At 74.3% G+C, this 24,616-nt stretch carries 20 protein-coding genes and 2 pseudogenes; 6 read left to right on the top strand and 16 right to left on the bottom strand.

What is annotated here, in order from left to right; all coding sequences use genetic code 11:
* Positions 1–2: 2 nt before the first annotated feature.
* Positions 3–581 carry an ATP-binding protein gene (locus tag Sru02f_RS16525; protein WP_109030782.1) on the bottom strand — a complete coding sequence of 193 codons (579 nt, stop codon included), beginning with the start codon at positions 579–581 and terminating at the stop codon, positions 3–5.
* A gap of 180 nt (positions 582–761) precedes the next feature.
* Here Sru02f_RS16525 and Sru02f_RS16520 point away from each other — a divergent pair, with 180 nt between their 5' ends.
* On the top strand, positions 762–989 hold the full coding sequence (locus Sru02f_RS16520) for a DUF397 domain-containing protein (protein WP_003978159.1): 228 nt from the start codon (positions 762–764) through the stop codon (positions 987–989).
* Between the two features lie 125 nt (positions 990–1,114).
* The gene (locus tag Sru02f_RS16515) at positions 1,115–2,035 is read left to right on the top strand and encodes a helix-turn-helix domain-containing protein (protein ID WP_109030781.1); all 921 of its coding nucleotides are present in this window, start codon (positions 1,115–1,117) and stop codon (positions 2,033–2,035) included.
* A 99-nt stretch (positions 2,036–2,134) separates the two neighbouring features.
* On the opposite strand, the gene Sru02f_RS16510 is transcribed toward Sru02f_RS16515, so the two are convergent.
* The 9 genes and pseudogenes from Sru02f_RS16510 to bdeA all read right to left on the bottom strand — a co-directional run bounded on the left by Sru02f_RS16510 (position 2,135) and on the right by bdeA (position 13,887).
* Positions 2,135–2,953, bottom strand: coding sequence for an SAM-dependent methyltransferase (locus tag Sru02f_RS16510; RefSeq protein ID WP_109030780.1), 819 nt, complete (start codon positions 2,951–2,953; stop codon positions 2,135–2,137).
* A gap of 147 nt (positions 2,954–3,100) precedes the next feature.
* Positions 3,101–4,381, bottom strand: a complete 1,281-nt coding sequence (locus Sru02f_RS16505; RefSeq protein WP_109030779.1) for an ABC transporter substrate-binding protein — start codon at positions 4,379–4,381, stop codon at positions 3,101–3,103.
* Positions 4,378–5,565 (bottom strand): branched-chain amino acid ABC transporter permease, encoded by a 1,188-nt coding sequence (locus Sru02f_RS16500; protein WP_109030778.1) that lies wholly within the window; start codon positions 5,563–5,565, stop codon positions 4,378–4,380. The genes Sru02f_RS16505 and Sru02f_RS16500 overlap by 4 nt, the downstream gene beginning before the upstream one ends.
* Positions 5,558–6,457, bottom strand: a complete 900-nt coding sequence (locus Sru02f_RS16495) for a branched-chain amino acid ABC transporter permease (RefSeq protein ID WP_109030777.1) — start codon at positions 6,455–6,457, stop codon at positions 5,558–5,560. Before Sru02f_RS16495 ends, Sru02f_RS16500 begins: the two co-directional genes overlap by 8 nt.
* Complete coding sequence (locus tag Sru02f_RS16490) at positions 6,454–7,254, bottom strand: ABC transporter ATP-binding protein (protein WP_109030776.1); 801 nt, start codon at positions 7,252–7,254, stop codon at positions 6,454–6,456. The genes Sru02f_RS16495 and Sru02f_RS16490 overlap by 4 nt, the downstream gene beginning before the upstream one ends.
* On the bottom strand, positions 7,251–8,042 hold the full coding sequence (locus tag Sru02f_RS16485) for an ABC transporter ATP-binding protein (RefSeq protein ID WP_003978152.1): 792 nt from the start codon (positions 8,040–8,042) through the stop codon (positions 7,251–7,253). Before Sru02f_RS16485 ends, Sru02f_RS16490 begins: the two co-directional genes overlap by 4 nt.
* Positions 8,043–8,434: 392 nt before the next feature.
* A complete protein-coding gene (locus tag Sru02f_RS16480; RefSeq protein WP_109030775.1) occupies positions 8,435–9,727 on the bottom strand; it encodes a PucR family transcriptional regulator in 1,293 nt (430 codons plus the stop codon).
* 120 nt (positions 9,728–9,847) lie between these two features.
* Positions 9,848–12,784 (bottom strand): annotated as a pseudogene (locus Sru02f_RS16475) (LuxR C-terminal-related transcriptional regulator).
* 170 nt (positions 12,785–12,954) lie between these two features.
* Positions 12,955–13,887: a bis(hydroxyethyl) terephthalate hydrolase gene (bdeA, locus tag Sru02f_RS16470; RefSeq protein WP_109030773.1), complete on the bottom strand. Its 933-nt coding sequence runs from the start codon at positions 13,885–13,887 to the stop codon at positions 12,955–12,957.
* Between the two features lie 414 nt (positions 13,888–14,301).
* Here bdeA and Sru02f_RS16465 point away from each other — a divergent pair, with 414 nt between their 5' ends.
* Positions 14,302–15,189 carry a Gfo/Idh/MocA family protein gene (locus tag Sru02f_RS16465; RefSeq protein ID WP_109030772.1) on the top strand — a complete coding sequence of 296 codons (888 nt, stop codon included), beginning with the start codon at positions 14,302–14,304 and terminating at the stop codon, positions 15,187–15,189.
* 6 nt (positions 15,190–15,195) lie between these two features.
* Here Sru02f_RS16465 and Sru02f_RS16460 read toward each other — a convergent pair whose 3' ends face one another.
* Entirely contained in the window at positions 15,196–15,567 is a 372-nt protein-coding gene (locus Sru02f_RS16460; protein WP_109030771.1) for a hypothetical protein, read from the bottom strand.
* A 288-nt stretch (positions 15,568–15,855) separates the two neighbouring features.
* On the opposite strand from Sru02f_RS16460, the gene Sru02f_RS16455 reads away from it, so the two are divergent.
* Positions 15,856–17,064, top strand: a complete 1,209-nt coding sequence (locus Sru02f_RS16455; protein ID WP_109030770.1) for a beta-1,3-glucanase family protein — start codon at positions 15,856–15,858, stop codon at positions 17,062–17,064.
* Between the two features lie 72 nt (positions 17,065–17,136).
* Positions 17,137–18,243, top strand: coding sequence for a PP2C family protein-serine/threonine phosphatase (locus tag Sru02f_RS16450; protein ID WP_109030769.1), 1,107 nt, complete (start codon positions 17,137–17,139; stop codon positions 18,241–18,243).
* A gap of 20 nt (positions 18,244–18,263) precedes the next feature.
* Here Sru02f_RS16450 and Sru02f_RS16445 read toward each other — a convergent pair.
* Positions 18,264–18,722, bottom strand: a pseudogene (locus Sru02f_RS16445) (MMPL family transporter); the annotation flags it as partial.
* 270 nt (positions 18,723–18,992) lie between these two features.
* Between Sru02f_RS16445 and Sru02f_RS16440 the strand changes: the two are divergent.
* Entirely contained in the window at positions 18,993–19,214 is a 222-nt protein-coding gene (locus tag Sru02f_RS16440) for a hypothetical protein (protein WP_109030768.1), read from the top strand.
* A gap of 67 nt (positions 19,215–19,281) precedes the next feature.
* Here Sru02f_RS16440 and Sru02f_RS16435 read toward each other — a convergent pair whose 3' ends face one another.
* The 4 genes from Sru02f_RS16435 to Sru02f_RS16420 form a co-directional block, all read right to left on the bottom strand.
* Positions 19,282–19,758, bottom strand: a complete 477-nt coding sequence (locus Sru02f_RS16435) for a DUF5709 domain-containing protein (protein WP_109030767.1) — start codon at positions 19,756–19,758, stop codon at positions 19,282–19,284.
* 72 nt (positions 19,759–19,830) lie between these two features.
* Positions 19,831–21,324 (bottom strand): hypothetical protein, encoded by a 1,494-nt coding sequence (locus Sru02f_RS16430; RefSeq protein WP_109030766.1) that lies wholly within the window; start codon positions 21,322–21,324, stop codon positions 19,831–19,833.
* 164 nt (positions 21,325–21,488) lie between these two features.
* Positions 21,489–23,867 carry a glycoside hydrolase family 65 protein gene (locus Sru02f_RS16425; protein ID WP_109030765.1) on the bottom strand — a complete coding sequence of 793 codons (2,379 nt, stop codon included), beginning with the start codon at positions 23,865–23,867 and terminating at the stop codon, positions 21,489–21,491.
* Entirely contained in the window at positions 23,864–24,604 is a 741-nt protein-coding gene (locus Sru02f_RS16420) for a beta-phosphoglucomutase family hydrolase (RefSeq protein ID WP_109030764.1), read from the bottom strand. Before Sru02f_RS16420 ends, Sru02f_RS16425 begins: the two co-directional genes overlap by 4 nt.
* Between the last annotated feature and the right edge of the window lie 12 nt (positions 24,605–24,616).

Below are 24,616 nucleotides of genomic sequence, written 5' to 3'. Positions count from 1 at the left end.
GGTCAGGTGAGGGGGCGGGTCGACAACGCGGCCCAGACCGTCTTGCCCGCCGGCGGGCGCGGGGTCCAGCCCCACTCCTCGGCGAGGGCGTCGACGATGCACAGGCCGCGTCCGTGCTCCCGGAGTGCGGAGCCGTCGGACGGGTCGAACCGGGGCGCGTTGTCCCCGTGATCGGAGACGGTCAGCGTCAGCCGGCCGGTGCCCAGGGCGAGTCCGAGCCTGATCTCCGGCCCGTCGGCCACCGACGGCGGCACCGCGTGCGTCAGTGCGTTGGAGACGAGTTCGGTGATCACGAGGACCGCGTCGTCACCGAGGTGGTCGAGCGACCACCCGCGCAGGGTGTCCCGCGTGAAGACCCGGGCCCGGGCGAACCCCTCCCCGCTGCACGCGACGCGCAGTACGGCGGCGGTCGGGCGGCCGCCGCGGGCGGGACGGCTCGCGTGCGGGGCGGACGACGGCGGGACGGCCCGGCCGGCGGTGGCTCGCACCGGGTACGGGAGCCCTCCGGAGCGGGTCGTCGCGCCTGCCTCCGACACGGGTTCGCCGGGCGACCGGAGCGTTGGATGCGCAGGTGACGGCACAGCATCTCCCTGATGCGACGTCAGAACGGGGCGTCGACCGGGGGGTTGACGCCACGGCTATTATCCACGCTTAGAGCGCTCGCGTGCAATTGCACGAGAAATTGCGCGAAAAAAGTCGGATGGGGGCGCTCGGGGACCGGTACGACTCGGTCCGCTCCCCCGAACAGCAAGGAGACCGCGGTGCCACCAGTGCGCAACGGAGTGCAGGCCAGCTTGTTGGACGCCTGCTGGAAGAAGAGTCGGCACAGCAACGCCGAGGGCAACTGCGTCGAGGTCGCCCTCGTGGACGGAGGCATCGCGATGCGCAACTCCCGGGACCCCGACGGCCCCGCGCTCGTCTACACCCCGGCCGAGGTGGCGGCGTTCCTGGCGGGGGCGAAGGACGGCGAGTTCGACCACCTGGTGTAGGGCGCGGGTGGCGCGGCGACCCCGGAAGCGGAGCCCAACTACCCGATTTCCGCGGGCGGATGCGGTGGGCACCGAAGGGATGAGATAGTCTTTCCTTCAAGTCTGCCGGTCTGCTGGGAGCCAGGATGTCCGCCGCGTCGCATCGCATCTCCCGTCTCGAACCCTATCTGGATCGGGCCGAGCCGGCTCCGACCCTGCTGAAGATGCTCGTCGGCGTGCAGCTGGCGGGCTTCCGGGAGGATGCCGGCCTCTCCCAGGACCAGGCCGCACGCGCGCTCGGCTTCAGCGCCGCGAAGCTCTCGCGCATCGAGTCGGGCAAGGGCCGCAGGCCTCCCACGGAGACCGATGTCCGGGCGCTGCTGGAGAAGTACGACACCGATCCGTACGAGGCCTCGGTACTGCTCAAGCTGTTGCAGCGGGCGGGCGAACCGGGCTGGTGGCAGCGGTACGACAAGCGCCTGATGCCCGAGTGGTTCGACCGCCTGGTCGGCCTCCAGGAGGCCGCGGCGACCATCCGCACCTTCGAGATCCAGTACGTCCCCGGTCTGCTGCAGACCGAGGCCTACACCGATGCCGTGGTCAGGCGCGGCCTGCCGAACGCACCGGCGAGCGAGGTCGGACGCCGGGTCGAACTGCGCCAGCGTCGGGCCCAGTTGCTGGACCGCAAGGACGCGCCGCAGCTGTGGGCGATCATCGACGAGTCCGTGCTGCTGCGTGTGCTGGGCAGCCGCGAGGTCATGCGGGAGCAGCTCGCCCACCTGGCCGCGATGGCGAAGCTTCCCCATGTGACGCTGCAGATCGTGCCGCTGGACGTGACGAACGCGTCGGCGCCCGCGATCCCCGTCCCCTATCTGCGTTTCGGTGGCACCAGCCTGCCGGACGTGGTCTACCTGGAGCACATCAGGAGCGCCAACTTCCTGGAGGACCAGGACGAGACGGAGGAGTACCGGGTCGCGCTGGACCGGCTGGCCGACGAGGCGCTCACTCCGCGGGAGTCACTGGAGCGGCTGCGCGAGACGATGGCGACGCGCTACTCCGACAAGTAGCGGCACGGACACGACGGAGGAGGGGCCACGCGCGGCGCGCGTGGCCCCTCCTCCGTCGTGTCCGTGGTGCTCTCGTGCGGGCGACCGGCCCGGCCGTCGTCAGCGCAGACGCCCCAGTCCGCCGAACTCGATCCACTCGTCGGTGAGCTGACGAGGCGCCACCTCGGTGTCGGGCCGCCAGGTGGAGACCTCCACGAGCCCCGGCTCCAGGATGTCCATGCCCTCGAAGAGTGCCTCGACGTCCTTGGGCTCCCGCACCCGGCCCCAGTGGCCCTGCGTCGCCTGGTCCATGAAGTCCGTGACGAACTTCCGCACCTCGGCGTCCTCGCTGACCAACTGGCACATCACCGCGAAGCTGCCGGGCGCGAGCCGCTCGGTCACCCGGCGGACGACCGCCTGGGGACCGTCCGTGTCGCTGTCCGGGATGCAGTGGAACACCGAGTTGAACAGCACGGCGACCGGCTGCGAGAAGTCGATCAGGCGCCGGGTGTCCGGGTGGGAGAAGATCTCCTCCGTCGCCCGCATGTCGGCGTGGATGACGGCGGTCTGGTCGTTCTGGTCGAGCAGCGCCCGGCCGTGGACCAGCACCATCGGGTCGTTGTCGACGTAGACGACGCGGGAGTCGGGGGCGACGCGCTGGGCGACCTGGTGCACGTTGTCCTGCGTGGGCAGGCCGGAGCCGTGGTCGAGGAACTGGCGTATGCCGTAGTCCTCGGCGAGGACGCGGACGACCCGCTGGAGGAAGCGCCGGTTGTTCAGCGCCAGCCGCCGCGTGCTGGGGACGACCTTGTCGAGTTCGCCGACGGCGGCCCGGTCGGCCGCGTAGTTGTCCTTGCCGCCCAGGTAGAAGTCGTACATACGTGCCGCTGTCGGCACGTTGGCGTCGATCTCCGTGGACAGCTGCTTGTCGGCTTGCATCGTTCCCCCAGCTCCGTACCGGCGCCAACTGGACTGGCATGACAGACAGTACATCCTAAAGACCTAGTGGTCAGCCAAACCAGAGGCCGGACCGGGTGGCCGTCAAACCCGTTGTCATCCGGTCCAGTTGACGGCCACTCGATCGGGTCAGCCGCGACCGGCCAGGTACGCGTCCACTTCGGGCGCCTTGTGGGCCTCCTCCACACCGACCAGGCCGCCGAGCGCCTTGGCGTCGGGCTTCAGCACGTACGTCGACCGGCTGGCCGGCGCGGTCACGTAGGTGAAGTTCTGCGGGGTGCCGAGGCCGGTGTCGGCGTTCTTCTGCGAGCGGTGCGCCTTGACCACGTCCTGCCGGGTGAGGCTGCCGCCCTCGCAGGCCTTCTTCAGGTCGGCTCCGGTCAGTTGGGCGGCGTTGTATCCGGAGAGCACCCCCGAGTCGACCGGCTCGCCCGGGTACGCCTTCTGGTAGGAGGCGACCATCTTCTTGACGCCCGGCAGGTCGGAGCTGACCGCCGGCGCGGCACTCACCACGTGCACCATGGCTTCCAGCGCCGGCGCCGCGGGCGTCTTCAGCAGCTGCGGCGCGTAGCCGGGCGCGCTGCTGACGATCGGCACCTGCAGACCGCGGGCGGCGGCCACGCCGGCCAGGGAGGCGGTCTGGGCGGGGCCCGCGCTGATCAGGATCGCCTTCACCCCGGCCTTGCTCAGGGCGGACACCTGCGCGGTCAGGTCGGTGTCCGTGGCTTTGATCTTCTGCCCGGCGACCTTCATCCCCGCCTGTTCGGCGGCCCACTCGGAGCCCTCCAGCGCGTTGGCGCCGTAGTCCCCCTCGAAGTAGACGTGGCCGATGGTGTCGCCCTTGGCGAGCTTCTTGGTACGGGTGAGGAAGTCGACGGCGGCGATCATGTCGAGGTCGTAGGTGGTGCCGAGGACCTGGACGGAGTCCCGGCCGAGCAGGGAGGCCGCCCAGGCCTGCGGGAAGGTCAGCATGTGGTCGCGCTCGATGTCGTCGAGCAGGGCGGCGACCACCGGGGAGCCGATGACCTGGGGCAGCGCCACGACATCGGGGGCGATGTCGGCGTAGGCGGTGACCGCCTTCTGCACGTCGTAGCCGTGGTCCTTGACCACGATCTCGACCTTGCGTCCGCAGATGCCGCCCGCGGCGTTGGTCTCGTCGGCCCACATCTGCTGGGCCTGCACGATGCTCTTGCCCAGGGTGGCGTAGGGGCCGGTGAGGTCGGTCAGGGCGCCGAGTCTGATGCTCTTCTCGCTGACTCCGGGGCCGGACTTGACGCCGTCGGCGGCGTCGTCGGTGCTCCCGCCGTCGGCCTTGGAGCTGCAGGCGGTGCCCGCGAGCAGCACGGCGGCCAGGGCCGCGGCCAGGGCGGCGGTCCGGGTGGTGCGGGGCCTGGGGTGCTTGACGTTCACGGGGTGTGCTCCTTGGCTCGTGCGGAGGTGTCGTCGGTGCCGGTGGTGCCGGTGGTGCCTGTGGTGCCGGAAGGGGCGTCGGGGTCGGGTCCGGACGCGGGGCCGGTGCCGGGTGGGCCGGTGACGGGCGCACGGCGGCGCAGGCGGGCGCGGATGCGGCGGGCCAGTCCGTGCAGGCCGTCGGGGGCGTAGAGGAGGATCACGACGATCGCCGCGCCGTAGAGGTAGCGGGACGCCTCGGTCGGGCCGATCGAGCCGCCGCCGGACCCGGGCGCCGCGACCAGGGGCAGCTGGTCGGCGTAGCGGGTCATCAGCAGGGGCAGCGCGGTGACGAAGACGGCTCCGGCGGTGGCTCCGGCCACCGAGCCGAGACCGCCGATGACGATCATGGCGAGGTAGTCGACGGAGAGGGCGAGGGAGAAGTAGTCGGGCACCACGCGGCGGAAGGAGAGGGCGAGCAGGACGCCGGCGAGGCCCGCGTACATCGACGAGACGACGAACGCGGCCGAGCGGTACCGGGCCACGTGCACCCCCATCACGGAGGCCGCGGTCTCGCTGTCGCGCACCGCCGTCAGGGCGCGTCCGGGCCGTCCGCGCAGCAGTCCGCGCGCGGTGAACCAGGTGACGGCGAACAGGGCCAGGCCCAGGTACCAGAGCCTTTCCTCGGCGCCGAACGGCACGCCCAGGACGGTGAGTTCGGGGCCCGACTCGGCGAAAGTGAAGCCGCCCAGTTCCAGCGGCGGCACGGAGCGGCCGTTGAAGCCGCCGGTGACGGAGTCCGCGGTGAGCAGGACGTGGTGGCCGAGGAAGACCAGGGCGAGGGTGGCGACGCCGAGGTAGATGCCCTTCACGCGTCCGGCGACGGGGCTGAACAGCCCGCCCGCGGCCCCGGCGAGCAGGACGGCGAGGACGGCGGCGACGGCGGGCGGCAGCCCGGGGCCGGGCTCGCCCGCCAGCCAGACGTAGCCGTAGGCGCCGACGGCCAGGAAGAAGGCGTGCCCGAGGGAGAGTTGCCCGGCGGTGCCGCTGAGCAGACCGAGTCCGACGGCGCCGATGGCCGCGGCCATGGAGAACAGGCCGATGCGCAGCCAGAAGGCGTCCAGGTAGAAGGGCAGGGCGCACAGGAGCAGTGCGGTCAGCAGCAGCGGGCCGCGCTTGAGGAGGAGGGGGCGCGGGTCAGACACGGGCCGCTCCCTTCGCCGCGAAGAGTCCGGCCGGACGCACCAGCAGGACCAGCACCATCACGGCGTACGGCGCGACGTCGCCGAAGCCCTCGCCGAGGACGTGCAGGTCGGACTGGTAACCGGCGACGAACGCCTCGGTGAGGCCGATCAGCATGCTGCCGACCAGGGCGCCGACCGGGGAGGTCATGCCGCCGAGGATGGCGGCCGGGAAGGCCTTCAGCGCGATCTGCCCGGTGGTGCGTTCGAGGCCGGGCGCCGGGAAGGCGACCAGGAAGACGGCGGCGAGGGCGGCGAGGGCGCCGGCCAGGCACCAGGCGGCGGTGCGTACGCGGGTGAGCCGTACGCCCATGAGGGCGGCGGCCTCCCGGTCCTCGGCCGCCGCGCGCAGCGACAGGCCCCAGGGGGTGTACCGGAAGAGGGCGAAGGCGCCGCCGATGGCGACGGCGGAGACCAGGATCGCGGCGATGCGGCTGTCGGCCACGGTCACCGGACCGAGGTCGGTCACGGCGGAGCCCCAGGGGTCGCCGAGCGGCAGCAGGTCGCCGCCGATGCGCCGGGCGAGGTCGGTGACCAGGACGATGTCGACGCCGATGGTGACGATGGTCTGGACGTGGGCGGCGTGCGGGTCGGTCCCGCCGACGCGTTGCAGCACCAGCCGGTCCAGCGCCCCGGCCACGGCCGCCGTCACGAGCACCGCGACGGCCAGCGCTCCGGCGAAGCCGATGTCGTCGTGGAGGACGGCGACGAGGTACCCGCCGAGCAGCAGCAGCGAGCCGTGGGTGAAGCTCAGGACTCCGGAGGCCTTGAAGATGGTGACGAAGCCGAGGGCGATCAGGGCGTACACGGAGCCCAGGGCGAGGCCGCCCAGCAGACTGTCCAGGAAGCCGGTCATGCCGCGTCCTCCCCCGTCGTGGCGGTGCCGAGGTAGGCGCGGAGCACCTCGGGGTCGCGGCGGACCTCGTCGGGGGTGCCGTGCGCGACGACCCGGCCGAAGTCGAGGACGGTCACCTCGTCGGCGAGCCGCATGACCAGGCCCATGTCGTGCTCGACCAGCACGACGGACAGGCCGAGTTCGGCACGGATCTCCCGGACGACTGCGGTCATGCGGGTGCGTTCGGCGGCGTTCATGCCGGCCACGGGTTCGTCGAGCAGCAGGACACGGGGCTCCAGACACAGGGCGCGGGCGAGTTCCACGCGTTTGCGGTCGCCGTACGACAGCAGCGCGACGGGTGAGTCGAAGTGGGCGCCGAGGCCGGTGAGTTCGGCGATCTCGCGGGCCTTGGCGAGATGGGCGCGCTGTTCGCGCCGGGCGCGCGGCAGACGCAGGGCGCTGGCGGTGAAACCGGCGCGGGACAGGGCGTGCCGGCCGAGCATCAGGTTGTCGGCGACGGTGCCCTGGGTGGTGACGATGTTCTGGAAGGTGCGGGCGACGCCCAGGGCGGCGATCCGGTGCGGGGCGAGCCGGGTCAGTTCGGCGGCGCCGAGCCGTACGGTGCCCGCGGTGGGCCGGTACAGGCCCGACAGGACGTTGAAGCAGGTGGACTTGCCGGCGCCGTTGGGGCCGATGACGGCGTGCACGGTGCCGGGGGCGACGGTGAAGGAGACGTCGTCGAGGGCGAGGAGACCGGCGAAGCGCACGGTCACGCCCCGCACGTCGAGTGCGGGCGGTGCGGCGGCGGAGGCGGTCACGCGGCCCCCTTGCCGTCGGCGCCCTCGGTGGTCTCGCCGAGGTAGAGGCGGCGTACGGCGTCCGTCCGCGCGAGGTCGGCGGCGGCGCCGGACAGCCGGACCTCGCCGACCTCCAGGACGTGGGCGTGCTCGGCGAGCGACAGGGCCATGCCGGCGTTCTGTTCGACGAGGAGGACGGCGGTGCCCTGGGCGTTGATCTCGCGGACGACCTCGGCGATGCGGTCGACCATCATCGGGGCGAGCCCGAGCGAGGGCTCGTCGAGCAGGAGCAGGCGGGGCGCGGCCATCAGGGCCCGGCCGATGGCGAGCATCTGCTGTTCCCCGCCGGACAGCAGACCGGCGGCCTGGCGGGTGCGCTCGGCGAGCCTCGGGAACAGGGTGAAGACGCGCTCCCTGGCCTCGCGGACCTGGGCGGGGGCGCGACGGTTCAGGCCGAGCCCGCCGGCCCGGAGGTTCTCGTCGACGGTGAGTCCGGCGAACACCCGCCTGCCCTCGGGCACCTGGACGACTCCGGCGCGTACGGCGGCGACCGGGTCCCGGCCGTCCAGGACCGTGTCGCCGTAGCGGACCCGGCCGGCCGTGATCGCGCCGCGGTGCAGGCGCAGGGTGCCCGAGACGGCCCGCAGCAGCGTCGTCTTGCCGGCGCCGTTGGCTCCGAGCAGGGCGACGACGGCGCCGTGCGGGACGGTCAGGGACACGGAGCGGAGGGCGGACAGTGCGCGCCCGTACGTGACGTCGAGGCTCTCGACGTGCAGCGCGGGCGCGCCGTCCGGTGGTGCTGCGGGCATCGCGGCTCCTTGGGACCGGGCCGGAACGGCACGGTGACGGGTGAAGGGGGGAGCTCACGACAGCACGGACCCCGGGGGCCGTACAGGGTGGTCCGGCAGGGTCGCTGCGGGGTCCCAGTCCGCGGGCGCAGAGTCTGTGCGGATGCCCAGAAGCAGGCCTCGCGGGGCGGCCCCGAACGGCCGGGGACACCGCCGCCCGGCTGCGGCACTGGAGCCGGGGGCGGTGCGGGAACGCCGGGAGACCGTCTGCCGCGGCAACGGCCCGGGGCAGCCGAGCGCCGCGTACCGGACGGGGGCAGGGCGGATCCGGACGACGGGGGCGACGCCGCCGGGCCGCGGTACCTGAGTCGGGCGGTGGCTGCGGTCGGTTCAGGCGTCGGTCGCCGGGTGCCTCAGTCGGGCAGGACGCGTCGCGCCGTCAGGGCCAGGCTGAACTCGACCAGGTCGGCCGGGCGGGCCAGGGACCGGCCGGTGAGCTGCTCGCAGCGGCGGAGGCGGTTGAGGACCGTGTTGCGGTGGCAGTAGAGGCGTTCGCCGGCGCGCTGGGCGGAACCGTCGCAGTCGAGCCAGGTGGTGAGGGTGTCGAGGAGCACCTCGCGGTCGGCGGACTCCAGGCGGAGCAGGGGGCCGAGCACCTTCTCGGCGAGGGCCCGGCCCAGCTCGGGGCTGGAGACGACCAGGGCGGCGGGGAGCTGGTCGGCCAGTCGTACGGTGCCCCCGGCCGGGGGGCAGATGGTCAGGGCCGTGTCCGCGAGCCGACGGGCGTCCCCGACGGCGGCGAGTCCGTCGACCGGGCTGCCGACACCGATCCGGAGGCCGGGGACCGGGACGGGGGCGGGGACGTCCTGCGCGGCCTCCGGCCGGTGCGGTTCCGGGAGCCCGTCCTGGTCGCCGAGCGAGACGATGCCGTAGTCGGCCTCCGCCCCGGCGTGCCAGTGGACCCGGCTCCCGGGCGGTACGGCGGCGCGGGCGGCGTCGGGCCGGGCCGGTGGCCCGCCGGCGACGGCGACGACGACGTACCGGCCGTGCTCCGGGAGGCCGAGGGCCCGGGCGGCCTCGGGCAGGTCGGCGATGCGACCGGTGCCGTCGAGCAGGCCGGCGGCCAGCTGCCGGACCCGGTTCTCGCGGCGGCGGCCGATCTGCCACTCGGTCTGCCGGTAGGCGTCCGCGACGAGGGTGCAGTGCTCGTCGACGAAGTTCCACACGTCCGCGGCCACGTGCACGAGGAGCCGCACGTCCTCCGGGGCGGCCCTGGAGGTCTCCTCGACCAGCCGCTGCCACACCAGCGAGCCGCCCAGGCGGAAGGCGTGCAGCAGGGCGTCCAGCGGGAGTCCCTGCTCCGCGCGGGCGGCGCCGATCCGCCAGGAGCAGCGGCGGGCCGCGTCCCGGGCGCCGCGCGGGTCGAGCAGCGAGGCCACGCTGTGCCGCAGGGAGCGGTGGGCCTCCTGCCAGGTGGCGGTGGGGTCCTGGGTGAGGGCGGCCCGGTAGGCGGGCTCCTGCTCCCGCAGCAGCGCCATCAGCCGGTCGGTCAGGTCGGGCAGGTCGTCGAGCAGGGCGCGGGCGGCCCGGTGCAGGACACGCAGGGCGTCGGCGTCGATCAACGACGTGACTCCGGGTGTCCGCGGGCGTGGAACGGGCGTCAGCCCGGTGCGGATCGCTGCTCGTGACCGTACGGCGTGCTGCATCGCGGTCCTCCCCGGGGCAGGGCTTGCGGAGGCGCCTTCCCGCGACGGGCCGTCCCGCCGCGCCGGGCCTGCCCCCTGACTCGTCCTGCCCCGAAGGATGGCATACCGTCCGGTCGGTCCCTAGGGTTGTGCACCGGTCTTTTCCTGGTGTCCGGCTCCGCGCGCGTCCTGGGCCGCCTGCGCCTCCTCGGCCCGCTCGGCCTGCCCGACCATCCGGGCCAGCTCCAGGCGGGACCGTACGCCGAGGGCGGCGAAGACCTTGCGGAGGTGGTAGTCGACGGTGCGGGTGCTCACCGCGAGGGTCAGCGCGACCTCGCGATTGGTGGCGCCCTCGGCGACCTGCCGCGCGATGCGCAGTTGCTGCGGGGTCAGGCGGCCGAGGCGGGCCGGTGTTCCGGCTCCGGTGCCGGGGTCCCGCGGGGCCGCCCCGAGGGCGCGGAGTTCGTCGCGTGCCTGCGCGGCCCAGACGCCGGCGCCGCAGCGCTCGAAGCCTAGCCAGCGCGGCACCGAGGCGGCCGCGGGCCTCACGGGGTCTGCGGCGCCGGCGCAGCCACTTGCCGTACAGCAGCGCGGTACGGGCCCGCTCGAAGTCGCCGCCCGCCTCGTCGTGCCGGTCCAGGGCACGGCGGTAGAGGGCGTCGGCGTGCTCCGCGTTGGCGAGGAGGGCGTGGCAGCGGGCGAGTTGGGCGGCGGCCTGCGGGTCGGCGCCGAACGCCGCCCAGTCGGCGAAGTCCGTGAGGACCCGGCGGGCGTCCTCGTCGCGGCCGGCGAGCACGGCGGCCTCCACGAAGCAGGGCACGGCCAGCCGCCACACCGCGAAGTGGCCCCGCCCCGGCCCGGGCAGGACCAGGAGCCCGAGCCGGTCGGCCGCGTCGAAGGGGCGCCCCCGCCCGAGGTCGGCGCGGGCCGTCGCCCACTGGGCGAGGGTGGCCGCCTGGGCGAGCCCGTGCCGCCGGGCCGTGTCCAGGGCGGCCGTGACGTGCCGGGCGACGGCGTCCGGCTCCTCCTCGATCGAAGCGGCGAGCGCCAGTACCGCCCGGTGGTGGGCCGCCGTGTTGCGCTGCCCGGCCCGCAGGGCGGTGCGCAGCCCCTCCTCCGCGTGGGTACGGGCCTGCGGGTGCCGCCCGGCGCGCAGTTCGGCGTAGGCGAGGTACTCCAGGGCCTGCGGGACCAGCGCGTCCGAGCCGAGCTGCCGGGCCGCGGCCAGCGCCCGGGCCCCGCCGCTGCGGGCCGCGTCCACGTCCCCGAGCAGCAGGGCCGCCGCCGCCGACCGCAGCAGCGTCTCCGGCCGGTCCCCGGTCCTGCCCCGCCGGACCACCTGCCCGAGCGGTGCCCCGGCCCGGTCGAGCCGTCCTTCGAGCAGCGCCCGCATCCCCACGCGGTGGTCGTGTACGACGGCGGCGGCCGTGCGGGCCGCGGGGCCAGGGGCTGCGGCGGGCCCGTGGGACGGGTGCTCGGCGCGGAGCGGGGCTCGGGGGCGAGCGTGGCCAGGCACGCCGGCAGGTCGCCCGCCGCCCAGGCCGCGTCGGCGGCGGCCAGTGCGGCGGTCGCGGCCTCGGCCGGATCGTCCGCGGCGAGCAGGGACGCGGCCAGCAGCAGGGACTGGTGGGCGTCACCGACCGGACCGTCCCTCAGTTCCGTCACACCGCGCAGCAGCTCGGCCCGTCCCCGTACGGCGTCGGGGGCGGCGCGGTCACGGGCCGCGGCGAGCAGGGGGCGCGCCCGTTCGGGCCGCCCGGCGAGCAGGGCCTGTTCGGCCGCGGCGGTGTAGCGCTCCGCCCGCCGCGCCCCGTCGGCCGTCAGCTCGGCGGCACGGGCGTACGCGATCGCGCGCAGCCGGTGCGAGGCGGGCACCGCGCCGTCGGCCGCCGTCGCCGCCAGCCGGTCCGCCGACGCCGGTGCGGGCGCCGTACCGCCCAGGGACCATGAGCGGTGCAACAGCGCCGTGAGCCGGTGGCCGCCGCCGTCCAGCGCCTCGGCCAGCGCGCGGTGCACGGCGCGACGCCGGTCCGCGGCGGCGGTGGCGTGCACCGTCCGACGGACCAGCGGGCTGCGGAAGCGGAGCCGGTCACCGGCCAGGACGAGCTGCTCGGGCAGGGGCTCCGCATCCGGATCGGCATCGATACCGAGGCCGAGGCCGAGGCCGGGACCGGGACCGGGGCCGAGACCGGGACCGAGGCCGAGACCGAGGCCGGGGCCCGGACCGGCACCGAGACCGAGGCCGGGGCCCGGACCGAGGCCGGGTCCCGGGCCGGGTCCCGGTGCCGGCCGCAGGCGTCGCAGCGCGTCGCGGACCAGGCCCGCGTCGGCGTCCGACCCGTCCGAGGCCTCTCCGGCCGCCGCCACCGTCAGCAGCAGGTCCCGCGCTTGGGCGGACGGTCCGGTCGGCACCCCGCCCGCGGCCTCGGCGAGGGCACCCGCGTCGGCCAGCGGGCTCGGCAGCGGCCGGTGTCCGCGCAGCTCGGCGGGTGACAGGCGGCGCACGAGGGCGACGAGCAGGGCCGGGTTCCCCTCCGCCTCGGCCAGGAGTTGCTCGCGGACCGCCGGTGCGGCGGCGCCGTCGGTCACGTCGTCGAGCAGGGCGGCGGCCCTCGCCGGTGCCAGCGGGTCCAGGTGCACGACGGGCAGCCGGGCGAACTCCGGGCCGACGGCACGGTCCGAGGCGACGGTGAGCAGCAGGCCGACCCGGCCGGCGGTGGACAGGCGCCGCGCCGCACGGGCGAGCGCGGTCCGGGCCGGCGCATCCCACCGGTGGGCGTCGTCCACACACACGAGTACCGGCGCCGCGACGGCCGCCGCCCGCAGGGTGTCGAGCAGTTGCCCGGCGGTGAGGTGCGCGTTCACGTCGGGGCCGGGACCGAGGTGGAGTACGGGACCGGCCCGGAAGGAGCGGGCGGCCCACTGGAGCAGAGTGGTCCGGCCGAGTCCCGGTTCGCCTGCCAGGAGGAGCCGCCCGCCGTGGGTGGGCAGCGCGTCCAGCATCGCGCGCAGCGCCCTGCGTTGCGCGCTCCGGCCGTGGACCCGCACGGCCGTACGTACGGTCGTCTGTCCGGTCATTCCCGGGAGGTTACGCGCGCGTAACCCGGCACGGAAGGCGTCGATCCGCCCGTGCCCGTCCGGGCATCGTCGCTGTCACCTGCGATTGTGCGCCCGGGTGAGCGGCACGTGCACTGTGCCGGCGCCCAACGGGCACCGGTCCCGGTCGTGCGCCGGCACAGCGGAGGGTGTCAGGAACCGTGCGGGCAGTTGCCCCGGTACTCCTCGATCGTCAGGCTCGGCCGCGGCAGCGGGCACAGGAACTGCTCGTAGCGGGTGTCGTCGTCGATGAACCGCTTGAGCCAGGAGATGCTGTACTTCGCGATCGTCGTGTTGGACGTGTTGGGCGAGAAGTGGGTCGCGTTGTTCAGCTCCAGATAGGCCCGGTCGGTCGACGAGGGCAGGCCGGAGTAGAACGGTTCGGCGTGCGAGGCCACAGGGGCGATCGTGTCGCCGTCGGCCCCGACGACCAGCGTCGGCGTGCTGACCTCCGGCCAGCTCTTGTCCAGGTTCCAGGGGGTGAGGGGGATCGCCGCCTGGAGCGACGGCCGGGACTTGGCGGCCTCCAGGGTGCCGCCGCCGCCCATGGAGTGGCCCATGACGCCGAGTCGGGCGCTGTCGATCCGGTCGCGGACGGAGCTGCGCCCGGTCAGGTAGTCCAGGGCGGCCAGCAGTTGCCGCCCGCGGGAGTCGGGCTGGTCCAGCGTGGTGTTGGTGTCGATGGTGAAGACCACGAAGCCCTGGGAGGCCAGTCGCGGACCGAGCCAGGCGATGGACGACTGGTACGCGGTGAACCCGGGCGCGATGACGACGGCGCCGAACGTGCCGTCGCTGGTGCTGGTCGGGTAGTAGATGGTGCCGCCGCCGAATCCGGTGACCGCGAGGGAGGAGACGCTGGTGTCGGCCACGGAGTAGGGGCCGCGCAGGGCCTCGATGCTGGACTCGGTGGGCGCCGGGCCGCGCTCGTACGGGTTGTCGGCGGCCTGGGCTCCCGGGCCGGTGAGGGTGCCGAGCACGAGGGCCGCGGCCACGGCCGCCGTCACGCCGGCCAGCCGCCGCCGGACGCCCCGCAGGACGGGGCGCGCGGCACCTGGGGCGGCGTGGGTGTGGGGGTTCTGCTGCACGAGGGGGTGTCCTCTCGGTCGTGGCGACCGGCCCGGCCCGGCGACGCACACGGCCCGAAACGCGTGGGGTCGCGTCCGGGCCGTCCGCCGGACGGACCTCGCCGATGGGTTGGCGTTGCCACTGTCGAGGGGCGGAACGGGCCGGGGGATCGGCAATTTCACCGGTCTCGTACGACTCCGGTGGTACGGCCTCCGGGGGCGCGGACGCCGGACCCGGGACGGCGAAGGCGCGGGGGTCCGGCACGGCGAAGGCGCGGGGCCCGGCACGACTCCCCCAGCCCCCGGTGCCCTCCGCACTGTCCGCACGCCCCTTGGGTGTGACACGCTCGGCGTCGGCCGGGCTGTCGCACGCCGGTCGTCATGGAGGATCGTCGGCCGCCCGTCATCGGGTCGGCACCGTGGAGAGGCGACGGGATGCGCATCGGACTGCTCGGCACCGGCCCCTGGGCGGACATGGCGCACGCCCCCGCCCTGGCCGGGCACGACGACCTGGACTTCGCGGGGGTGTGGGGCCGCCGCCCGGACGCCGCCGAGGAGCTGGCCAAGCGGCACGGCACCCGGGCCTACGCCGACGTCGACGCCCTGCTGGCCGACGTGGAGGCCGTGGCCGTCGCGCTGCCCCCGGCCGTACAGGCCGACCTCGCGGTCCGCGCGGCGCGGGCCGGGTGCCATCTGCTGCTCGACAAGCCGCTCGCGGCGACGGTGGCGCAGGGGCGGGCGGTGGTGGAGGCGGTGCGGACGGCGGACGTCGCCTCGGTGGTCTTCTTCACCGCCCGGTTCCAGCCCGAGACCGAGGCGTGGATCAGCGAACAGGCGGCCGGGGACGGCTGGTTCACGGCCCGGGCGCAGTGGCTGGGCGCCGTGTTCGGCGACGGGGACAGTCCGTTCGCCGACTCGCCGTGGCGGCGGGAGAAGGGCGCCCTGTGGGACGTGGGGCCGCACGCCCTGTCCGTGCTGCTGCCGGTGCTCGGTGACGCCCGGCGCGTGGCGGCGGCCGCGCCGGGTCCCGGCGACACCGTCCATCTGGTCCTCGACCACACGGGCGGGGCGTCCAGCACGCTCACGCTCAGCCTCACGGCGCCGCCCGCCGCGGCGGGCGCCACGGTGGAGCTGCGCGGCCGGGCCGGGGTGACGCTGCTTCCGGAGACCACGGAGGGTCCGGTGCCGGCCCTGCGGCGGGCCGCGGACGCGCTGCTCGCCGCCGCCGGTGGCGGGCGCCCGCATCCGTGCGACGCCGCGTTCGGGCTGCGGGTCACCGAGATCCTCGCCGAGGCCGAGGGGCTGCTGACCGGCCGGGAATGAGCGCCGTCAGCCCTCGGTCCGCGCCCGCCCGGACGGTTCGTCGCTCCACCGGAACCAGGCCCGGTCGCCCTTGATGTGCAGCAGGAACTCGGCGACCGGTCCGTCGGGCGACACCAGCCGCACCCGCCGCTCGATCTCGTCGTGGACCGCCTCCCACCGGGCCCGGTGCCCGGCGTCGTCCGCTTGTGCGAGGGCGAGTTCGCGGGCGAACAGGTCACGGACGGCGCCGTAGGCCGGACCCGCGCTGAACCGGCCCGACAGCCAGGGGAAGTCGGCCTCGTCGATCCGGATCTCCCCGATGTCGCCGGACTCCGCGTCGGCCGTCCGGCCCGGGTCCGGCGCCCGGCGCACGTGCCAGACCTCGCCCTCGAATCCCATGCCGCCTCCGCCGTACCCGCGTCGCCCGTCACCGTGGGGGCCAGCATGTCATCCGGCACCGGCGACCGGCCGCCGACGCCACCCGCCGCCGGTTGGCCGATTAAGCGCGCCTTAAACACCGGTTAAGCGTTCCCCGCCCGACGTCACGCACCCCAAGTCCCAGCTGGGACAACGGGTTTGGAGCCGGACGCGGACGGTTGGCCGGGCCGGACGTGCTGCGTACCATCGCCGCACCGCGTGAGAGCGCTCTCAGGCTCTGTCAGGCCCCGATCTCTGGAGACCCCCCACATGACTCCTCGTCACCAGCGTCCGCTCGCCCGCCGCAAGCTGCTCGTCGCCCTCGGCGGGGTGGTCGTGGCCGCACCGGTCGCCGCCGCCGTCGCCCCGCACGCCCTCGCGGGCATCGGCTCGGACGGCTCGGCCCCCGCTGCCGGGGCCGCCGGCGCCCTGCCGCTGACGATCGTCAACGACACCGGCTCCTTCGGCAACGCCGACGTGCACGTCTACGTCGTCGGCAACGTGGACGGCCGCCAGGTGCGGGTCACCCCCGAGGGCACCGTCGCCCCCGTGTCCCTCTCCGACAACGGCGCCGACGGCTACACGGACTACGCGATCGGCCTCGCCGGCAGCGGCGAGACCAGGCTGAACCTGCCCCACCTCTCCGGCCGGATCTACGTGTCCCTGGGCGAGAAGCTGAAGTTCAAGGTCGTCGCGGACGGCGCGGGGAACGCCGCGCTGCAGTACCCGGCGGGCTGGGTCGAGTCCGACCCCAACTACGCGGTGCTGCACGACTGCGCGGAGTTCACCTACAACGCCGCCGGGATGTTCTGCAACACCACCATGGTCGACATGTTCAGCGTGCCGCTGGCCATCCGGCTCACCGGTGCCGGCGACCGGACCACCGGCACCGTGCGGCCGGGTGGCCGGGCGGCCGTGTTCGAGGCGGTGCGGAAGGTGGAGGAGTTCGCGCCGCTGGTCGTGGACGACACCCGGGTGATCGCCCCCGGCCACGGTCTTGACGCCGGTCTGTTCCCCAAGGACTACCTCGCCCCGTACATCGACGAGGTGTGGAGCACCTACACCGGCAGGGACCTGAGGATCACCACCAACGCCGGGACCTTCACCGGCCGGGTGCGCGGGGACCGGCTGACCTTCGACGGTCCCGCCCAGGTGTCCTTCGCCAAGCCGTCCACCCGGGACGTGCTCTTCTGCGACGGCAACCTCGCCGCCCCCAACGACGGTACGACCGGTCCCGTCGCCGCGGTCCTCGGCGCCGGTTTCAACCGCTCCACGCTGGTCTCCTCCGCCGAACAGCCCACCACCGACCCCGCGACGTTCTACGGGACCGCGCTGACCAACCACTACGCGAAGGCGGTGCACGCGGCCACCGAGGACGGCCGGGCGTACGGCTTCGCCTTCGACGACGTGGCCGACTTCGCCTCCTACATCCAGGACACCGCCCCCACCGGCATCCGGCTGACCCTCGGCGCCTTCTAGGAGCCGTCCGGGGATCGTCCGCCCCCGCCCGTTCCGCGTGCGGACGGCGCGGCGGCGTAGGAGCGTGGGGGTGTGCGAAAGGTGTCCGCCCCGCCGCGCCGGGGCGAGGACCGGCGGAGCTGGCTGAGCGGGGCGCCGCCGCCCCGCTGGGTACGGGTGCTGCCGCCGGCCCTCGTCGCGGCGATCTGCGCGGCGACGCTGCTCAGCGACGAGCCGCTGGAGATCGGGTTCCTGCTGGGCGCCATCCCGCCGCTCGCCGTACTGTCCTACGGTCCGCTGGCCACCGCCGTGCTGGGCGGTGTGGTGATCGCGCTGCTGCACATCCCGGCCCTCCAGCTCGACCGGCCGGGCGACGCCGACCTGCTGACGATCGTCTTCGTCGCCGTGCTCAGCGTCTTCGTGTCCTTCGTGCGCAGTCGCCGCGACGCCCAGCTGGGCCTGGAGCGCACGGTCGCCGAGGCCGCTCAGCACGCCGTCGTGCCGCCGCTGCCCGAGCGGGTGGGGGCGGTGCGCTGTGCGGGGCTGTACCGGGCGGCACAGCGCGGGACGCTGGTCGGGGGCGACTTCTTCGACGTGCGGGACGGTCCCTTCGGCGTACGGGCGGTGATGGGCGACGTGCAGGGGCACGGCCTGTCGGCGGTGTCGACGGTCGCCTCCCTGCTGGGGGCGTTCCGGGAGGCGGTACTGGACCAGGCGGACCTGGCGTCGGTGGCGGGGCGGCTGGACCGCAGGCTGCTGGTGGACTCGGCGGACGCACGGCACGCCGAGCTGTTCGCGACGGCCGCGCTGCTGGAGTTCTCCGCCGACGCGCTCGAGGTGCGGGTCGTCGTGTGCGGGAACCCGCCGCCCCTGCTGCTGCGCGGCGCGGACGCCGCGGAGCTGGAGGTCTCGCCGTGGACGCCGCTCGGGCTGGGGCTCGCGGACGCCGGGGCGATCGAGGCGTGCACGGTGTCGCTGCGCCCCGGCGACCGGCTCTTCCTCGCCTCCGACGGGGTGGTCGAGGCGAGGGACGGCAGCGGCGCCTTCTACCCGCTGGCACAGCGGCTGAGCGGCCTCGCGGGAGAGGATTCCGCCGCCCTCCCCGACCTGGTCTGGGCGGACCTCGCAGCCTTCTGCCCGGACGTGCAGGACGACGTGACGATGCTGGTGCTCACCCCTTCGCCCCCGGCCGGCGAGTGACCCGCCGCTCCTCCTCCCCCGCCCCCCTCCGCGTCGATGTGCGGCAGGATCCGGTCGAGCCACCGCGGCGTCCACCAGGCGTGCCGCCCCAGCAGCGTCATCACGGCCGGCACCAGGAGCAGGCGGACGACGGTGGCGTCGACGAGCACGCTCACGGCGAGGCCGAGGCCGAGCATCTTGACCACGATGCTGTCGCTGACGACGAAGGCGGCGAAGACGCTCACCGTGATCAGGGCCGCACAGGTGATGACCCGTGCGGTGATCTCCAGGGCGTGGGCCACCGATCCCTTGGCGTCCCCCCTGCGCCGCCAGGCCTCGTGCACCCGGGAGAGCAGGAAGATCTCGTAGTCCATGCTCAGTCCGAAGATGATCGCGAACATCATCATCGGGACGTAGCTCTCGATGGGCACGGCGCCGGACACCCCGAGCGCGGGCCCGCCCCAGCCCCACCGGAAGACGGCCACGACGACGCCGTAGGCCCCATCGGCGCAGGCCGCCCGCTCCCGCCTTCCCCTGTTCCCCGGCGCCGGTCCGCCTGCGTGCCATGGCCGTGATCCTTCTACCCGGGCGAAACGCTCGATCGAGCTCATTACACGCCGGGACACCCCGGACGGCACCTCGGGCCGCGGTCCGCACTCCCGCCCTGCGGATGCGCGGTCCGATTCCGCATTGAATGGTGATATCGGGATATTCGGGACCGACAACAGCACGGCACCGAAGCAGCGATCCGGACTCGAGGAGCACTGATCATGTCGACGTCACAGCCCGACGCCTCCCGGCCCTCCGAAGCCCGCGCGGGCGACGACCGCGCCACTCCGGACGACCTGCTCCACACCCGCACCGGCACCGAGGTGTCCCCGGAGGATCTGGTCCTGGCGGCCGGCCGGGACGTCACTCCGCAGAACCTGGAGTGGGCCAGGCGCAAGCTGGCCGACGAGGGCCCCGCGGCCCTCGACAAACTGCTGCCGTGACCGCGCCGGAGCCCCGGCCGGACGCGTGCGTCCCGGCCGGGGCTCCGGCGCGGCTCCCCGGGCCGCCCTAGGTCTCCGGCAGCTCCGTCTCGTCCTCCACCACGTGCACGGCGGCCTCCTCGGCGCCTGCGGCTCCGCCGTCGATGCCGACGTCCTCGGCCACCGTCTCCTTCGTGGTGTCGGTGCGCACGCCCTCGTCGGGGGCGACGAGCCGGCCCGCGCGGTCGGTGCCCGCCTCCGGATCGACCGGTTCGCCCTCCCCGTCGGGCTCGTCGCCCACGCCGTCGCCGTCGGGCGCGGACACGTCGGGCACCTCTTCGGCCAGCCGTTCGTCGAGGGTCTCGCCGTCGTGCTGCTCGGCGGCCGTGGTGCCGTGCTTGGTCACGCCCAGGGGCTTCTCCGGCGGGGAGTAGCCCTCGTCGAGCGTGTCGTCGTAGGTCCGCTCGTCGAGGGCGTCCTGGAGGTCGAGGGGCGCGGCGTCCTCCTGCTCCTCGTTGCCACCGGTGGGCTGGTAGGCGTCGTCGGCCATGGGGTCCGTGCCCATCGCTGCCTTCCTCTCGCGCTCGCGTCGGATCGTGCTCTCGCTGTCCGGTTCGCGTTTCCCGATACGCGATCCCTAACCCGGGGGTGCGACGCGGATCTCCAGGTCGGCGATGCGGTGCGGGGTCCAGTCGCGGGCGTATCCGGGCGGGGTGCCGCCGGGTCCGGTGATCGCGGCGACCGGGATCCGCCGGGCGGTGCCGACGATCTCGGCGGCGGTGGTGTTCTCGTTGTTGCCGCTGGTGGAGCCGGAGGAGCAGCCCGTGTAGTAGCCGACCGGGATGGACTCGTGCCCGGTGAGCAGGCAGGGCGGCCGGACCCCGAGCCGGTGCAGTTCACCGGCGACGCGGGCCCAGTCCTCGCGGCTCTCGACGTTGCGGTCCACGGTGCCCGCGAGCACCGAGAACTGGACCGCCAGGTGACCGGCGACCACGAGCGCGACCAGGGTCGCGGCCACCGGCCGCCACCGGTCGCGCCCGGCCCCGGCCAGGTGCCACAGCGCGTCGGCGACCGGTACGGCGAGCAGGGCGTAGGCCGGCTGCAGGAAGCGGGGTGCCGCGTAACCGATCATGAACAGGTACGGCACCGCGGCCGTCACGGCGCAGGCGAAGGGGACCAGCGTCGCGGTGGCGCGGCGGGCCCGGACCGCGACGGCCACGCCGAGGACGGCGACGACCGGGAGCAGCAGCCACCACAGGGTGACGACCGGGTGCGGCATCGCTCCGGTGCACGGCCGGCACAGGCCACGGCCGCCCAGGCTGCGCATCTGGTCGTCGACGGCGATGTTCCAGCCGAGGCCGCCCTGGATCTCGGAGGCCCGGGACAGCCGCTCACCGAGGCCGCCGTACCAGGCCTGGGCCTCGATCACCCACTCCGCTCCCCCGGCCGCCAGGCCGCCGGCCAGGGCGAGCAGCAGCGGCCAGTGACGGCGCACGAGGACGAGGGCGAGCAGGGGCAGGGTCACCCAGACCGCGTCCGTGGGCCGCATCAGTGCCATCAGCACCGCCCCGGCCGCCACCCCCCACAGCGCGCCCCGGCCGGAGCGCCCCCGCCCGGCTCGCAGGGCGCGCAGGGAGCAGCCCACGGTGATCAGGGCGCCGATCGCGACCCAGTAGTTGGGCATGGCCTGCGGACCGTAGAAGAGGGTCACCCACAGGGTGGCGAAGAACGCGCCGGCCGTGGCGAGGACCCGGGCCGGAAAGAGGCCCTTCCAGGCACGCAGGCCGAGGTACAGGCCCAGTCCCGAGAGGAGGGCGAGGTAGACGCGCAGGAGTTCGGTGGACGCCGACCAGGAGGCCACGGGTGCCACCAGCAGGGAGACGCCGCGGGCGCGGGGCGCGCTGAAGAAGGCCGCGGGGTGGTGGGTGGTGACCTGGCTGACGTAGACGATCTCGTCCCAGCCCAGGCCCATCGTCGGGGGGACGAGGACCAGTTGGGCGAGGGTGAAGACGGCGGCCACCGCCGCGGCCGGGGCGGCGGCGCGCAGCCGTCGGGGGGCGCCGGAAGTCCCCGCCTCCCCGCCCCCGCGTACACGTCTGCCGGCGAGGGTTGCGTTCGCGCCGTCGGCCATGGTGCACCCCTCACCCCCGCTCGTCGCGGGGTCGCTCGTCGCTCACCTCCTGCCGTCAGTGGCTGGAGCCCGGGGACCGCGGGAGCGCGGAAGTCCGGAAAACATGGTCAAACTAACCCGCGGACCACCGACACGCAGGGCGGAACTCGGCCAGTCACCCGGACTCATCCGTCGTTCGGGACCGGCCGCTCGGTGACGCCCGGGCGGCGGTGCGGGGGCTGTTCGGGCGTGGGCCGCCACTTCGGCGCGGAGATGCCGAGGGTGACGGGCTCGGCCCCGTCCACGTGGACCTCGGACCCGTGGTGATGGATCGTCAGGGGCGGTCCGCCCAGCAGCGAGTACGACGCCCGGTCGGGTCCGATCTCCACCTGGAGGCACCGGCCGCGGAACTGGAGCCGGAAGGCGAGGCGGCTGAACTTCTCGGGCAGCCGGGGTGTGAAGCGCAGGCTGTCGCCGTCCCGGCGGGTGCCGCCGAATCCGGCGACCAGCGCCATCCACGTACCGGCCAGCGAGGCGATGTGCAGTCCGTCGCGGGTGTTGTGCTCCAGGTCCGCGAGGTCCATCAGGGCGGCCTCGGTGGCGTAGTCGTAGGCGAGGCGCAGGTGGCCGGTCTGCGCGGCGACGACCGCCTGGCAGCAGGCGGACAGGGAGGAGTCCCGCACGGTCAGCGGCTCGTAGTAGGCGAAGTTCGCGGCCATCTGGTCCTCGTCGCAGTGGGCGTCGAACCAGCTGCCGCAGGTGTACATGGCGAGCACCAGGTCGGACTGCTTGACGACCTGTTTGCGGTAGACGTCGAAGTACGGGAAGTGCAGCATCAGCGGGTACTGGTCGGCGCCGGTGTTCGCGAAGTCCCAGCGCTGGTGGCGGGTGAAGCCGGCGTGCTGCTCGTGGACGCCGATCTCCTCGTTGTAAGGGATGTGCACGGCCTCGGCCGCGTCCCGCCAGGCGGCGCTCTCCTCTTCGTCGACGCCGAGCCGGGTCGCCTCCTCCGGGTGGCGTTCGCACACGTCGGCGGCGGCGAGCAGGTTGGAGCGCGCCATGAGGTTGGTGTACGTGTTGTCGTCGACGACGGCGCTGTACTCGTCCGGCCCGGTGATGCCGTCGATGTGGAAGACGCCGTGGTGGTCGTGGTGGCCCAGCGAGCGCCACAGCCGGGCCGTCTCCACCAGGAGTTCCAGGGCGGTCTCGCGTTCGAAGTCGAGGTCTCCGGTCGCCGCCGTGTAGCGCACCGCGGCGTGCGCGATGTCGGCGGCCACGTGGAAGGCCGCGGTGCCGGCCGGCCAGTACGCGGAGCCCTCCGAGCCGTCGATGGTCCGCCACGGGAAGGCGGCGCCGCGCAGCCCGAGCTGGGTGGCGCGGTCGCGGGCGGCGGGCAGGGTGGCCTGCCGCCAGCGCAGCGCCTCGGCGACCGCCTTGGGCGCGGTGTAGGTGAGGAGCGGCAGCACGAACATCTCGGTGTCCCAGAAGGCGTGGCCGTCGTAGCCGGAACCGGTCAGTCCCTTGGCCGGAATCGCCCGCTGCTCGGCGCGGGCGCCGGCCTGCAGCACGTGGAACAGGGCGAACCGGACGGCCTGCTGGATCTCCTCGTCGCCGTGCACCTCGACGTCCGCGCGGGCCCAGAAGTCGTCGAGGTAGTCCCGTTGTTCGGCCACCAGGCCGTCCCAGCCGCCGTGTGCGGCGGCGGCCAGCGCGGCCTCGACCTGGTCGCTCATCGCGGGCCGGGAGCGGGCGCCCGACCAGCCGTGGGCGACGGTCTTCTGCACCCGCAGCCGCTGTCCCGGGTCCAGCACGGAGGTGATGGTCAGGCGGGACACGTCCGTGTTGCTCTCGCTGCTGGTGGTGATCTCCCCGGGCGCGTCGACGACGTGGTCGGCGGCCACGGCGACCCTGAGGCCGCTGCGCCGGGTGCGGTGGACCAGCCGCAGCCGGGAGCCGATGGCGAGGTCCTCCTCCGGTTCCAGCGGGGACTGCAGCGCCTGGGCCGCCCTCGGGTCGCCGTCGGAGGAGGGCAGGCTCTCGTTGGCGACCAGTTCGGACTGGATGACGATCCGGGTGCGGGTGTCGACGGGCTCTACCTCGTACTCCACCGCGGCGATGGCGCGCTGGGTGAGCGAGACCAGGCGGGTGGAGCGCACCCGGACGGTCGTACCGGCCGGGGAGGTCCACTCGCAGCTGCGCTCCAGCACGCCGCGCCTGAGGTCCAGGGTGCGTTCGTGCTTGCCGAGCCGTCCGTAGCGCAGGTCGAAGGGCTCGTCGTCGACCAGCAGCCGCAGCAGCTTGCCGTTGGTGACGTTGATGACGGTCTGGCCCGACTCGGGGTAGCCGTAGCCCGCTTCGGCGTAGGGCAGCGGGTGGAGTTCGTAGACGCCGTTGAGGTAGCTGCCGGGCAGGCCGTGCGGTTCGCCCTCGTCGAGGTTGCCGCGCCAGCCGACGTGCCCGTTGGACAGCGCGAAGACGGACTCGCTCTGTGCGAGGAGGTCGAGGTTGAGGGCGGTCTCGCGCACCCGCCAGGGCTCCACGGTGTACGTCCGGTTGGTGATCACGCGCGGCTCCCCAGCTCGGCGAGGTCCTTGACTACGCGGTCGGCGCCGTGGGCGTAGAGGGCGTCGGTCTGGCCGACGCGGTCGACTCCGACGACGTAGCCGAAGTGTCCGGAGCGTCCCGCGTCCATGCCGGCCAGCGCGTCCTCGAAGACGGCGGCGCGGGAGGCCTCGACGCCGAGGTCGCGGGCGGCGGCGAGGAAGGTGTCGGGGTGTGGTTTGCCGGGCAGTTTCCGTTCCCTGGCCACCACGCCGTCGATCCGCACGTCGAACAGCCGCTCGGCGTCGATGGAGCGCAGTACGTCCCGGGTGTTGGCGCTCGAGGAGACGATCGCGGTGGCGAGACCCGCGGCGCGGACAGCGTCGATGTAGCGCAGCGTGCCCTCGTAGGGTTCCACGCCGTCGGTGCGGATCTTCTCCAGGAGGAGTTCGTTCTTGCGGTTGCCGACGCCGTTGACGGTCAGCGCGTCCGGCGGATCGTCAGGGGTGCCCTCGGGCAGTTCGACGCCGCGGGAGGCGAGGAAGGAGCGGACGCCGTCGGCGCGGGGGCGGCCGTCGACGTACTGGTCGTAGTCGGAGTCGGTGAACGGCCGGAAGTCCGCGCCGTCCCGCTCGCGCAGGAAGGCGTCGAAGGTCGCCTTCCAGGCGGCGGCGTGCACCACCGCCGTCCTGGTGACGACCCCGTCGAGGTCGAAGAGGCAGGCCTGGATGTCGTCGGGGAGTCCGAGCTGCGTCGTCATACCCCCACAGTT

The organism is Streptomyces rubrogriseus (genome assembly GCF_027947575.1).
In the GTDB taxonomy this organism is placed as follows: Bacteria; Actinomycetota; Actinomycetes; order Streptomycetales; family Streptomycetaceae; genus Streptomyces; species Streptomyces rubrogriseus.
Note: the sequence above shows the minus strand (reverse complement) of the source record. Positions and strands in the feature narration are given on the sequence as shown.